The following is an 11,327-nucleotide window of genomic DNA, read 5'->3' as shown; positions in this document are numbered from 1 at the left end:
CCATCGTTCAGAGAAGGGATTTTTGTTGAATCTGATTTCTGGATTAACGGCATATTGCTTGTTTGCGTATAAGCCGCAGATGTTTGGGAAGAATGCTTTGGCGGCTGCTAAATAGAGGGGGCTTATCCCGAACTCAGGTTAGGGTAGTAAGGCTAATAAACGTTCGACCATCTGCGCGGATTGCCGCCCCGCCAAAGCAATGAATTCATCAAAACTTTGCTCGGCTTGCTCATCGGCATGATCCGAAATGGCTCGAATCACCACAAAAGGAACGCCGGCTTGATGACAGACCTGCGCAATCGCTGCCGCCTCCATTTCACAAGCCGCTACATCGGAAAAATGCGCGCGAATCGCTGCTGTTTGCGCTTCGCCATGTACAAATTGATCGCCTGAAACAATTAAGCCCGCATGTACCGTACTGGCAAAAACCCCTGCCGCCTGCGTTGCTGCATCGAGTAAATCATTTGCCGCAATAAAGCGCGCAGGCAATTGCGGCACCTGTCCATGCACATAGCCAAATGCGCTCACATCAACATCATGATGCGCCGTTTCTTTGCCAATCACCACATCGCCGATACGAATGGCTGCGCCCAATCCGCCAGCACTACCGGTATTAATCACCGCCTGCACCTGAAAATGCGTCAGCAAAGCGGCTGTCGTTAAAGCCGCATTTACCTTACCGATACCGGATAAAGCCAATACCACCTCACGTCCCGCCAATTTGCCGCGATAACATCTCTGCCCCAATAGCTCCAGACTTTGCGCTTCCTGCAAAGAATGTTGCAAATACGCCAATTCAGGCTGCATCGCCGCAATAATAGCAATCATTTGACTCATAAAATACTCACAGAAAATAAATGATGAATTTGTCGATAGAGACCCGCACACTGAAGACGGGTTTGCACTTGCGAGCCGCTATTGTCAATCACAAAATTGGCACGGCTTAATCTTTGCTCACGCGATAATTGCGCCGTCATAATGCGGCGAATATCTGCTTCCGTTACACCGTCTCGCATCGCGCCACGAGAAATTTGCAAATCAGGCAAGATATCGATAACGATAACCGCATGACATGCCGTCTCTAAGGCATTTTCAAATAACAGCGGAACACTATACAGCACCCATGCCGCTTGAGATTCAGCAACAGCCAACTGCTGCTGCGCTCGCTCACGAATTAGAGGATGCATTAAATCATTTACTTGCTTTTTTAAACATTCATCAGCAAAAATTTGCCGGCGCAGCCAAGCACGATTCAACTGCCCATCCGACAATAAGACCTCTTTACCGAGTAAAGCTTTCAATTGTTCTAATAAAGGTTCGCCTTTTTGCACAATTTCGCGCGCAATCACATCAGCATCCACTAAGGGAATGCCTTTTGCCTGAAAAAAATCGGAACAAAATGTTTTGCCGCTGGCTATGCCGCCGGTAAGGCCAATAATCATTAATTAGGCAAAAAACTAAGAAATGCGGCAATTTGACCGCCAAACAAGAAAGTAAGCCAACCGGCTACCGCCAAATAGGGTCCAAAAGGTGCAGGTTTGCCAAAACCGATTTTATTAATCATGAAAAACACAATCCCGCAAATCGATGACACCATCAGGATAATCGGCAACATAATCACGCCTTGCCAAGCCAGCAAAGCCGCAAGTAATTTAAAATCGCCATACCCCATACCTTCTCGACCGGTCCGTAATTTAAACAGCCAATAAACCGACCATAAAGACAAATAACCCAACATAGCGCCTAAAACGCTATCGCTCAGCGAAATAAACAAACCTTGATTATGTCCCGTCCCCAACCAAGCGGCAAAAATGCCTAGCCACATTAAAGGCAAGGTAATACGGTCAGGTAAAAGACTGGTTTCTGCGTCAATAAAAATCAGCGCGATCAATGCCCAAGTGAATAATAAAGCAAAAAGTAAAGGCAAAGGCGCTTGAATACGCCAAGCAATCACCGCACTAGCCAAGGCGCTTAATAGTTCAACAATGGCATAACGCGAACTGATCGGTCTCCGACAACCCTTACATTTGCGTCCCTGCAAAAGATAACTGACAACAGGGATATTTTCCCAAGCACGAATTTGATGACCGCAATTGGGGCAACGAGAAGGCGGCGTCAATAAATTAAACCGCCCCTCTGCTACCTCAGGATGCCGCTCTCCTTCTCCATGCACAATTTCCCAAGCCAACAATTTATCTTCGCGATCAATCATCACAGGAATGCGATAAATCACGACATTTAAAAAACTGCCAACCAACAAACCTAATAATGCAACAAGGAAAATACCTAACGGCGTTTCTAAGATTTCGATAAATATCATTAGAACATACTACCTAAGTTAAAGATTGGCATGTACATCGCAATCAATAATCCACCAACCACAACGGCTAGGAAAGCCATAATCATCGGTTCAATAGTCGACGTCAAAGCGTCAATACGCCAATCTAATTCTTCTTCATAGAATGCACCGACTCGTCCTAACATTTCTCCCAAATTACCGGACTCTTCACCAATTGCCGTCATTTGGACGGCAATCGTTGGGAATAATCCGGTATTTTTCATCGCAAAACTCATTTGCTGACCATTTTGTACATCATCACGAATTTCATAAACCGCTTCTTCATATACGATACTACCCGTGGCAGGCGCTGTAGCAGCAAGTGCCTTCATCAAAGAAACCCCTGCATTGAATAATGTCGCCATCGTTCGAGCAAAACGTGCATTAGCACCGCAACGTAAAATACCACCAATCATTGGTAATTTTAATGCTAATCGGTTTAATTTATCTGCAAAAGCTTTATTTCTATTTTTTAAATAAATAATAGCAGAAATAAAAAACACTATAGCAACTAATAAAAACACCCCTTTATCAATCATAAAATTAGAGACAGCCATTACAAATTTTGTTGGCGCAGGTAAATTACCACCATTTGATTCAAAAAAGTCGGCAAATACAGGAACAACTTTAATCATCAAAATTGCTGTAACAATTACTGCGAAGACTAATACTATCGCGGGATAAGTTAATGCCTTTTTCACTTTTTTCTTCGTTGCTTCTGCCTTTTCCAAGTTAACGGCAATATCATCCATAGTCTGTTCAAGCATACCTGCTTCTTCACCGGCAGCTACTAGACTTGTATAAAGATCATTAAAATACAAAGGATATTTTTTCAATGCTTCGGCGAAAGTCGCTCCATTTTCGATGCTAGCATGAATATCAAAAATCATTTCCTGCATACGTTTTGGCTTCTCAATCGATTCACCCACCAATTGCAAGGAACGCATGACGGGCATACCTGCACGCAACATGGTTGCCATTTGCCGGGTAAAAAATACGATATCAGTACTTTTAATTTTGCCTTTACTTTCGCCGAACAGAGGTTTAGGTTTAACTTTAACCGTCACGCTGGCCAAACCTTGGCGCGCTAAATAAGCTTTTAGCACCGCCTCATTTGGCGCCTCCATTTCCCCACTAATTTCTTTACCTTGTTTATTTTTACCCTTCCATTGAAAGGCGATCATTTCTTTTTTTTCAGCAGCCATTGTGCAACTCCTTATGCTTAGTCACTGGTAACACGTAATACTTCTTCAATACTGGTAATGCCTTGTTTGACTTTTAACAAAGCCGATTGACGTAAATCGGGATAACCTTCTTTTTGACATTGCTCGGCGATTTCCACCGCCGAAGCATTTTGTAAAATCAATTCGCCGAGACTTTCCGAAATCGGCACGACTTGATAGATACCTGCCCGTCCTCGATAGCCTTGATAACTACAACGTTCACAGCCTTTCGGCGCATAAATTTTCAGATCATCTAAATCTTCTTCCGCAAAACCAAGGCTCAATAATTCTTCATGATGATGTTTGCGGTCGCGCACCTTGCAATGATTACATAAACGGCGTGCCAAACGTTGCGCCATAATCAAATTTACGCTCGCGGCAATGTTATACGGCTCGATACCGATATTGACCAAACGTGCAATCGTTTGCGGCACATCGTTAGTATGCAGAGTAGATAATACCAAGTGACCTGTTTGCGCCGCTTTGACCGCAATTTCCGCAGTACTCATATCCCGAATCTCACCCACCATGATGATATCCGGATCTTGACGCAGGAAGGCTTTAAGCGCCGCAGCAAAATCAAGACCTGTTTTAGGATTAACGTTTACCTGATTAATTCCCGGCAAGTTGATTTCCACAGGGTCTTCCGCAGTAGAAATATTAACTGTCGGTTTATTCAATAAATTAAGACCGGTATATAAGGAAACCGTTTTACCCGAACCCGTAGGACCTGTTACTAAGACCAATCCCTGCGGTTTTGAAATCGCATCTAAATAATAGCGTTTTTGATCAGGCTCAAACCCTAGAATTTCAATATTTAATTTCGCCGCCGAGCTATCCAAGATACGCAGAACAACCTTTTCTCCCCACAAGGTCGGCAATGAGTTCACACGGAAATCAATCGCTTTAGTTTCAGAAACATAAAGTTTTATCCGCCCATCTTGCGGCACGCGTTTTTCCGCAATATCCAAATCCGCCATTACTTTCAGACGCGCAGTAATACGGTTGGCAATATTTGGCGGCGGTGTCGCCACTTCTTGCAAAACGCCGTCACGACGAAAACGCACGCGATAACTGGTTTCATAAGGCTCAAAATGCAAGTCGGAAGCACCGGTACGAATCGCATCAAGCAGCATACCGTTGACAAAACGCACTACCGGCGCTTCTTCCTCGGCACCGGCAATAGACCCTAATGCCTCGCCAATCGCATCTAAATTCTCTTCGGCAGAATCCTCCTCAAATAGATTATCCATTCCACCTACGCCTGCGAAATGGTCTTCTATCAAGGCCTCAATCGCATCGACATTCGCGATAATCGGCTCAACCGAGGTATAGTTGCCTTGATATTTAAATTCATCCAGCATATTGCGGTTGCTAGGATCAAAGGTCGCTAAAAATAAACGACCGCCCGCTGCATACATCGGCAATGCCAAATGCTTGCGCACTACCGATTCTTTAAACTGCGCCGTCAATTCGCGACGAATATCCATTTCACGCAACGCCACTTGCGGCAAATTAAATACTTCGCGATTGATGGTTGACAAACGCGACGGTGATAACAAACCGTCGCTTAGCAATTGCTGTAAAAAATTCGCTCTTTTCTTCTGCGCACTACTACGCGCCTCACGCAACTGATCTGCTGTTGCGATTTTATGCTGCACCATATAGGCAACAATTGCATCATAATTATTCATACATTATCCTTTTAAAGCGCTTGTTTCATGCAAAAAATTTGCCAACAACCGATATCCCGCCTCGCTCATAAACGACTCAGGATGAAATTGCACACCCTCAAGAGGCAGTTGACGATGACGCATACCCATCACCACCTGCTCCTCAGCATCATTAAACCAAGCGGTCAATTCAAAATCCTGCGGCATTTCCACAACTAAAGAATGATAGCGTGTTACCTGCAAAGGCATCGGCAAACCTTTAAACACGCCTTTATTATTGTGTTGAATCAAAGAAGTTTTGCCATGCATTACTTGTTTTGCTCTTTTCACCCGACCGCCAAAAACATCCGCCATGCACTGATGCCCCAAACAAACGCCCAATAAAGGCACTTTGCCTGCAAAACACCGAATGACCGCATTAGAAATACCCGCTTCTTTCGGTGTACAAGGCCCCGGAGAAATCACAAGATAATCCGGCTGTAAGGCCTCAATTTCCGCAACAGTCGTTTCATCATTACGCTTAACCAATACGTCCTGCCCCAGCTCAGAAAAATACTGCACCAGGTTATACGTAAAGGAATCATAATTATCAATCATCAAGAGCATGACAGTCTGCCGTCCCGCAGGTAAAATACCGAAAAATCATAACACACCCCGACACTAAATTCTCTACAGATGCTGCATTTTGACCGCGAACCCGCCTTTGTCCTCAAACGTTCCCCCTATAAAGAAAACCAATATTTAATTGATTTACTTAGCTTAAATCATGGAAAAATTCGCGGCATCGCCCGTATTGGCAAACAAAAAACCCATCGCGAGACAGAAAATTTTGCGCCGTTTCGAGAACTCGCCATCAGCGGACAGCAAAAAAGCGAATTAGCCCAATTATGGCAAAGCGACATCTTACAAAGCTACAATATCTCCGGCAAAAGCTGGCTCAGCGCTTCATACGTCAATGAACTACTCCTGCTTTACGCCACCCCCGAAACCGATACGCGACTCTACCGACTTTACCAAAACTGCCTGCAATCCCCAGACCATGCCCATTTGCGTCAACTGGAATGGTATCTCATCCGCGAACTCGGCCTCATTCCCGAACGCGAACAACACGCCGCTTGCTACCAAATTCATGCGCAAGAAGGCTGGCTGCTGTTACAAGCCGCCAAACAAGGCTTTGCGCACGAGCTGGTCAGTGCATTAGAAGCCGAGCATCTGCCGCTGGAACATCCGCAGCTTACCTCTTATTTGCAGAGTTTACTAAGACATCACGGCAATACACCGCGCAGCAAACAGACCGCCCACGCCCTATTGCAGTTATTGCGCTCTTAGGCTGTAAAAGAAGAACCGCAGCCGCAAGTGCTTTGCGCATTGGGATTACGAATCACAAACTGCGCGCCTTTTACATCCTCGCGGTAATCGATTTCTGCTCCTGTCAAATAGGGATAACTAATAGAATCGATCAATAAGGTAACGCCGTTTGTAACGGCAACCGCATCGCCTTCTTGCGGCGCTTCATCAAAAGTAAAACCGTACTGAAAACCCGAACAACCGCCGCCGGTAACATAGACCCGCAATTTCAGCGCATTATTCTCTTCTTCCGCCATCAAACTGGCGACTTTATCCGCCGCGGCTTGCGTAAAAACAACTTCCGCATCAAAAATTTCTACATCAGACATACTGCCTCCAAATCAATTATCATACACCGCGGCTTAGCGATAAAAAAGCCCCGTAAACACGGGGCTTCGCCGACGATATGCGGTATCTGCTTATTCTGCTTCAACAACGCGCACTAAGACTTGTGATTGAATATCGCCGTATAATTTCAAATCGATGGGGTATTCGCCCAATTCACGGATGGCACCGTGCGGCATCAAAATTTCAGGACGGGATAATTCCAAACCTTGTTGTTCGGCAGCAGCGGCAATGTGTTGCGTACCGACCGAACCGAACAATTTGCCCTCATCGCCGGATTTGGCAAAAATGGTCAATACTTTGCCATTTAATTGCTCCGCACGGCGCTCGGAAGCCGCCAAACGCTCTGCCTGTTGTTTTTCCAACTCCGCGCGACGCGCTTCAAACTCTGCAATTTTCGTTTTGGTCGCTTCGGTCGCTTTGCCTTTCGGAATCAGAAAATTACGCGCATAGCCTGATTTTACTTCCACTTTATCGCCCAAATCGCCTAAGCCGCTCACACGGTCTAACAAGATAATTTCCATGCGAATTCTCCTTAGTGTTGATCGCTATAAGGCAATAAAGCCAAGAAACGCGCACGCTTAACAGCTGTGGCTAATTGACGTTGATAAAAAGCATTAGTACCGGTTACGCGGGCAGGAACCAATTTAGCGGTTTCGGTAATATAGCCTTTCAATGTTTCCAAATCTTTGTAATCGATTTCTTTCACGCCTTCAGCGGTGAAACGACAAATTCTTTTACGACGTGCCATGATAACTCCTTATTTTTTGGCTTCTTGTGCCATAGCAGAAGCTTCGGTAATCGCTTCATCACGGCGGATAGTCAAATGACGCAGAACGGCATCATTAAAACGGAAATTGCTTTCCAATTCAGCTAAAGTGGCAGCGTCGCATTCGATATTCATCAGAATATAGTGCGCTTTAACCAATTTTTGAATCGGATAAGCCAACATGCGGCGACCCCAATCTTCAAAACGGTGCACTTTGCCGCCGTTTGCTTCGATTTGCGAGCGATAACGCTCCACCATTCCGCCTACTTGCTCGCTTTGGTCGGGATGTACCAAAAACACGATTTCATAATGTCTCATTAGTCTTCCTTATGGATGAAAAACAGCCGCGGATGCGGCAAGGAAATGCCGGTCAAACCGGCAAGGGCGCGAATTTTACGCAGTTTTGCCGGCATAAGCAAGCCCTAAAGACAAAAGATTGAACAAAAACAAGCCGAAAAATAAAGCCTGCGCATTTGCGCTACAATCTTTTTTCATTTAACCGCTGTTATCATGTTTCAAAAATACCGCTCATTATTCTTTTCCCTGCTCTGCCTGCTGCTTGCGCTGGCAGGATATTTTTACGCGCAACGCCAGCCCGTATTGTTTTTGCCGAGCAATACCGACCTTGCCGACCCCAGCCGCTACGCCTTTTTAACCGAAAGCGATGCCGCAGCCGCCTTAGTGGTGGATATGCGCGAGAAACGTTATTTCGGCCGCCTTGCCTTGCCGAGCATTGCCCGATACAGCAGCATTGCCGCGCATAGCGCTAGTTTGGCGATAGGCAATCAACAAGAATTATTCGTCCAAAATTTGCGCGACGGCAGCCGCAAACATATCCGTCTGTCGGAACACATTGACGCGCTTGCCGGCGCTCACGACAAACTCGCCCTACGCGCGGGCAAGTCCTTTTTGCTTTACAGCCTTCCCGAGCTTAAACCGCTTGGCAGCATCGAACTCGACAGCCGAAGCGTTTCTCTGCATTATGCGGATTTACAATCGCGCTGGCTGGCACTTGAACAACCGCCGGCGATTGTGCTGTATGAGCACAATCTCGAGCGCATCGCCCTGCCCTATGCCCATATCAGCCCTGCCGCCCTGTCGCCGGACAACCGTTTCCTCGCCTTTCAAGCGCAAGATACCGCAGGACAAGGATTTGCCGTGATTTGGTCATTAGAAAATCAGCAAATCTTGCGCAGCGAACCGCTTGCTGCACCCAGCTTGCGTCCGCTTATCGATAATCGCAGCGAATTCATTTATTTTGTCGATACCAAAGGCAAAGGGCTGCAATTTTCTACCAAAGACCTCAATGCCGCGCCGCGCCGCTTCGACAGCCTCGAAAACGCCCAAGACATCGCGCTCGGCTTTTTAGAAACCCGTCTTATCGTGCGTAATGCCGACAATCTGGTGCTGATTGACAGCGGCAGTTTGCAAACCCTTGCCCGCTTACCGCTGGCGGAGAAAGGACAAGGCTTATTCGTCAGCGCCGACAGCAAAACCGTACTCATCGGCGGACAGCAACAGCTTTTCAGCCTGCAATTGCCGCGCAATCAACTCAGCAGCATCGCCCTACCCGAAGCCATTCAAATGCGCGATATGTTCATGGGCGCGGGCAATCGGCTCTGCCATTAATCCTCACTTAAATGGCGCAGCTGCACTTTTAGCGGCACTTTGCTGCAGGTGCTGCAATAGCTTTTGTTCGGCACCTCGTATTTCAAACAGCAGCTGCGACGGCGGCGAAAATGCACCGCCGAAACGCCGTCCGCCCGCTCATACGGCAAAAGCAGCATCGCCGTCTGCAAAGGCATCGGCAAATGGCGCACAAAGCGCGCATGGCTCATCATCAATCCCTCGACATCCGACACATATTGCCGCGCCTTCATCCAAGGATCGGCAAGCGCCAAAGCGATATTGCCCCAAGAATCCGTAGTATGTACGCCGAATGCGGAAAAACTCTCGGCAATCTCCCGTGCCAATTCCGCCAATACGCCCGCCGTCTCCGCTGCCGTCAAAACCTCGCCCCTCTGCCACTGCAAGCCCTTCAAATTTTCGCCGTCCAGATACAAATCGCGCGAATTCAGCGCCACCGCATTGCCGAACAAAGCATTCGCCAGCCACTGTCCCAGAAAACCGCGCACAAACTGCTTTTGCCACAATACCGCCGCCACAAGCGCTTTATCCACAGATAATTTTGCCGCCAAAGCCGCCATCTTGCGCGCATACAAGTCTTTATCCGCCATAATCTCCGCCAAAGAACGGCTGCCTGATTGCGGCAAAGACACCACAGCGGCATCTCCCATCAAATGCACCACCTCAAAAGGCTGCAAAGCCTCAGACATCAATTCGGCAAAATCACTCATCATCTTCTTCCTATATAAAGCACTTCATCCACAGGCTATAGCAGAGAAAAAACCCTAAACTATACTTAAATTCCCCTCGGCTTAATCTAAAAATTCCGCAAAGAATGCTAATACTGTTAGAATGTCATCATTATTGAAAGTAAAAAAATAGACGCAATCATGATACACACCCTCATCGCGCTGCTGCGCCCCCGCACACTACCGCTTGCTATCGCCGTCATCTGCCTAGGCAATGCGCTGGCTTATGCCCAAGGCAACTGGCAGGTAAACATCTTTATCTTCAGTCTCTTAACCGCACTCAGCCTGCAAATGCTGTCCAATGTTGCCAATGATTACGGCGACGGCATCCGCGGCACCGACAACTACCGCGACAGCAGCAGCCCCAAACGCCTGACCGGCAGCGGCGCCGTCAGCCTCAGCAGCATGCGGCTTTACATCGCCGCTCTCGTCTTACTTAGCATCGCGCTCGGCGGCTACCTCATCAGCATCAGCGTCAAAGGACAAGGACAAATTCTACTCTTTACCGCCCTAGGCGCACTCAGCATCGCCGCCGCCATTTTCTACACCGTCGGACGCTATGCCTACGGCTATGCCGGACTAGGCGAAGCCGCCGTCTTTCTCTTTTTCGGCATTATCGGCGTATTAGGCAGCTATGCCCTGCAACAAGAACACATACGCCTTATCCAACTTCTGCCCGCCGCCGCCATCGGACTCCTCTGCGCCGCCGTTCTCAACGTCAACAATCTGCGCGACATCGACAGCGACAAACAAGCGGGAAAATTCACCCTCGCCGTGCGGCTCGGCTTTTACCGCGCCAAACAATTTCACGCCCTGCTGCTTATCGGCGCCTGCCTCTTGCTGCTGATTTTCAGCCTGTGCACAGACTGGAAATCCGCCCTCTGGCTCGTCTTATTGCCAGCCCTGCGCCAACACGGTAAACGCGTTCTTCAGGCGCAGACACCGCGTCTTATCGCCGTCGAACTCAAAAGCATTGTAGGATTATGCCTTGGCATCAGCTTATTACTATCCATCGGCATTCTCTTCAGTAATTTGTATACTCACCAAACCCCAAAATAACACTTCAAACCTTCTTCGATTGTATCAAACTCTGACAAATGACTTCTAAGCCATCTCTTAATCGTTGCCCAAGTTTGCTCTATTGGATTTAGCTCAGGTGAGTAAGGTGGTAATGGTAAGATGATGTGTTCATATGGTGTGTTATTGATAAGCGCTTGCAAGTGTTTCATTCTGTGAAATCTTGCATTGTCTAAGATG

Annotated in this window: 15 protein-coding genes and 1 pseudogene; 4 read left to right on the top strand and 12 right to left on the bottom strand. The window is 47.3% G+C overall.

The genetic code is table 11. From position 1 onward, the window contains the following. Positions 1-115: pseudogene (locus ACJHVI_RS06615) on the top strand (IS982 family transposase); the annotation flags it as partial. A 23-nt stretch (positions 116-138) separates the two neighbouring features. Here the strand turns inward: ACJHVI_RS06615 and ACJHVI_RS06610 are convergent. Genes ACJHVI_RS06610 through ACJHVI_RS06585 form a run of 6 tightly spaced genes read right to left on the bottom strand, consistent with a single transcriptional unit; the run spans position 139 to position 5,840 of the window. Next, positions 139-837: a 5'-methylthioadenosine/adenosylhomocysteine nucleosidase gene (locus ACJHVI_RS06610; RefSeq protein WP_483183915.1), complete on the bottom strand. Its 699-nt coding sequence runs from the start codon at positions 835-837 to the stop codon at positions 139-141. Next, positions 834-1,442 (bottom strand): dephospho-CoA kinase, encoded by a 609-nt coding sequence (coaE, locus tag ACJHVI_RS06605; RefSeq protein ID WP_483183913.1) that lies wholly within the window; start codon positions 1,440-1,442, stop codon positions 834-836. The genes ACJHVI_RS06610 and coaE overlap by 4 nt, the downstream gene beginning before the upstream one ends. Further along, on the bottom strand, positions 1,442-2,320 hold the full coding sequence (locus ACJHVI_RS06600) for a prepilin peptidase (RefSeq protein WP_483183912.1): 879 nt from the start codon (positions 2,318-2,320) through the stop codon (positions 1,442-1,444). The genes coaE and ACJHVI_RS06600 overlap by 1 nt, the downstream gene beginning before the upstream one ends. Beyond that, positions 2,320-3,543 carry a type II secretion system F family protein gene (locus tag ACJHVI_RS06595; RefSeq protein WP_483183910.1) on the bottom strand — a complete coding sequence of 408 codons (1,224 nt, stop codon included), beginning with the start codon at positions 3,541-3,543 and terminating at the stop codon, positions 2,320-2,322. Before ACJHVI_RS06595 ends, ACJHVI_RS06600 begins: the two co-directional genes overlap by 1 nt. 17 nt (positions 3,544-3,560) lie before the next feature. Further along, the gene (gene pilB / locus ACJHVI_RS06590; protein ID WP_483183909.1) at positions 3,561-5,255 is read right to left on the bottom strand and encodes a type IV-A pilus assembly ATPase PilB; all 1,695 of its coding nucleotides are present in this window, start codon (positions 5,253-5,255) and stop codon (positions 3,561-3,563) included. 3 nt (positions 5,256-5,258) lie between these two features. After that, positions 5,259-5,840, bottom strand: coding sequence for an anthranilate synthase component II (locus tag ACJHVI_RS06585; protein ID WP_483183907.1), 582 nt, complete (start codon positions 5,838-5,840; stop codon positions 5,259-5,261). A gap of 69 nt (positions 5,841-5,909) precedes the next feature. Here ACJHVI_RS06585 and recO point away from each other — a divergent pair, with 69 nt between their 5' ends. Beyond that, a complete protein-coding gene (gene recO, locus ACJHVI_RS06580) occupies positions 5,910-6,563 on the top strand; it encodes a DNA repair protein RecO (RefSeq protein ID WP_483183906.1) in 654 nt (217 codons plus the stop codon). Here the strand turns inward: recO and erpA are convergent. The 4 genes from erpA to rpsF all read right to left on the bottom strand — a co-directional run bounded on the left by erpA (position 6,560) and on the right by rpsF (position 8,013). Next, complete coding sequence (erpA, locus tag ACJHVI_RS06575; protein WP_483183905.1) at positions 6,560-6,910, bottom strand: iron-sulfur cluster insertion protein ErpA; 351 nt, start codon at positions 6,908-6,910, stop codon at positions 6,560-6,562. The two genes, recO and erpA, sit on opposite strands and share 4 nt — an antisense overlap. A 90-nt stretch (positions 6,911-7,000) precedes the next feature. After that, the gene (gene rplI / locus ACJHVI_RS06570; protein ID WP_483183904.1) at positions 7,001-7,450 is read right to left on the bottom strand and encodes a 50S ribosomal protein L9; all 450 of its coding nucleotides are present in this window, start codon (positions 7,448-7,450) and stop codon (positions 7,001-7,003) included. Between the two features lie 11 nt (positions 7,451-7,461). After that, entirely contained in the window at positions 7,462-7,677 is a 216-nt protein-coding gene (gene rpsR / locus ACJHVI_RS06565; RefSeq protein ID WP_115218182.1) for a 30S ribosomal protein S18, read from the bottom strand. 9 nt (positions 7,678-7,686) lie between these two features. After that, entirely contained in the window at positions 7,687-8,013 is a 327-nt protein-coding gene (gene rpsF / locus ACJHVI_RS06560) for a 30S ribosomal protein S6 (RefSeq protein ID WP_483183902.1), read from the bottom strand. A gap of 192 nt (positions 8,014-8,205) precedes the next feature. Here rpsF and ACJHVI_RS06555 point away from each other — a divergent pair, with 192 nt between their 5' ends. After that, positions 8,206-9,324 carry a hypothetical protein gene (locus ACJHVI_RS06555; protein WP_483183900.1) on the top strand — a complete coding sequence of 373 codons (1,119 nt, stop codon included), beginning with the start codon at positions 8,206-8,208 and terminating at the stop codon, positions 9,322-9,324. Here ACJHVI_RS06555 and ACJHVI_RS06550 read toward each other — a convergent pair. Then, on the bottom strand, positions 9,321-10,055 hold the full coding sequence (locus tag ACJHVI_RS06550) for a (2Fe-2S)-binding protein (RefSeq protein ID WP_483183899.1): 735 nt from the start codon (positions 10,053-10,055) through the stop codon (positions 9,321-9,323). The genes ACJHVI_RS06555 and ACJHVI_RS06550 overlap by 4 nt on opposite strands. Before the next feature lie 156 nt (positions 10,056-10,211). On the opposite strand from ACJHVI_RS06550, the gene menA reads away from it, so the two are divergent. Beyond that, entirely contained in the window at positions 10,212-11,129 is a 918-nt protein-coding gene (gene menA / locus ACJHVI_RS06545; RefSeq protein ID WP_483183898.1) for a 1,4-dihydroxy-2-naphthoate octaprenyltransferase, read from the top strand. Here menA and ACJHVI_RS06540 read toward each other — a convergent pair. Next, on the bottom strand, positions 11,111-11,327 hold a 217-nt coding region (locus ACJHVI_RS06540; protein ID WP_483183897.1), incomplete at its 5' end, for a transposase. The two genes, menA and ACJHVI_RS06540, sit on opposite strands and share 19 nt — an antisense overlap.

It is taken from the genome of Suttonella sp., assembly GCF_056855035.1.
This window is presented reverse-complemented; position numbering and strand designations above follow the sequence as displayed.

Excerpts from the sequence above, each read along its gene's own strand:
- ACJHVI_RS06600 (WP_483183912.1), bottom strand. The coding sequence starts at position 2,320 with ATGATATTTATCGAAATCTTAGAAACGCCGTTAGGTATTTTCCTTGTT.
- ACJHVI_RS06595 (WP_483183910.1), bottom strand. The coding sequence starts at position 3,543 with ATGGCTGCTGAAAAAAAAGAAATGATCGCCTTTCAATGGAAGGGTAAA.
- ACJHVI_RS06555 (WP_483183900.1), top strand. The coding sequence starts at position 8,206 with ATGTTTCAAAAATACCGCTCATTATTCTTTTCCCTGCTCTGCCTGCTG.
- menA (WP_483183898.1), top strand. The coding sequence starts at position 10,212 with ATGATACACACCCTCATCGCGCTGCTGCGCCCCCGCACACTACCGCTT.
- rplI (WP_483183904.1), bottom strand. The coding sequence starts at position 7,450 with ATGGAAATTATCTTGTTAGACCGTGTGAGCGGCTTAGGCGATTTGGGC.
- erpA (WP_483183905.1), bottom strand. The coding sequence starts at position 6,910 with ATGTCTGATGTAGAAATTTTTGATGCGGAAGTTGTTTTTACGCAAGCC.
- recO (WP_483183906.1), top strand. The coding sequence starts at position 5,910 with ATGCTGCATTTTGACCGCGAACCCGCCTTTGTCCTCAAACGTTCCCCC.
- rpsR (WP_115218182.1), bottom strand. The coding sequence starts at position 7,677 with ATGGCACGTCGTAAAAGAATTTGTCGTTTCACCGCTGAAGGCGTGAAA.
- rpsF (WP_483183902.1), bottom strand. The coding sequence starts at position 8,013 with ATGAGACATTATGAAATCGTGTTTTTGGTACATCCCGACCAAAGCGAG.
- coaE (WP_483183913.1), bottom strand. The coding sequence starts at position 1,442 with ATGATTATTGGCCTTACCGGCGGCATAGCCAGCGGCAAAACATTTTGT.
- ACJHVI_RS06610 (WP_483183915.1), bottom strand. The coding sequence starts at position 837 with ATGAGTCAAATGATTGCTATTATTGCGGCGATGCAGCCTGAATTGGCG.
- ACJHVI_RS06550 (WP_483183899.1), bottom strand. The coding sequence starts at position 10,055 with ATGATGAGTGATTTTGCCGAATTGATGTCTGAGGCTTTGCAGCCTTTT.
- pilB (WP_483183909.1), bottom strand. The coding sequence starts at position 5,255 with ATGAATAATTATGATGCAATTGTTGCCTATATGGTGCAGCATAAAATC.
- ACJHVI_RS06585 (WP_483183907.1), bottom strand. The coding sequence starts at position 5,840 with ATGCTCTTGATGATTGATAATTATGATTCCTTTACGTATAACCTGGTG.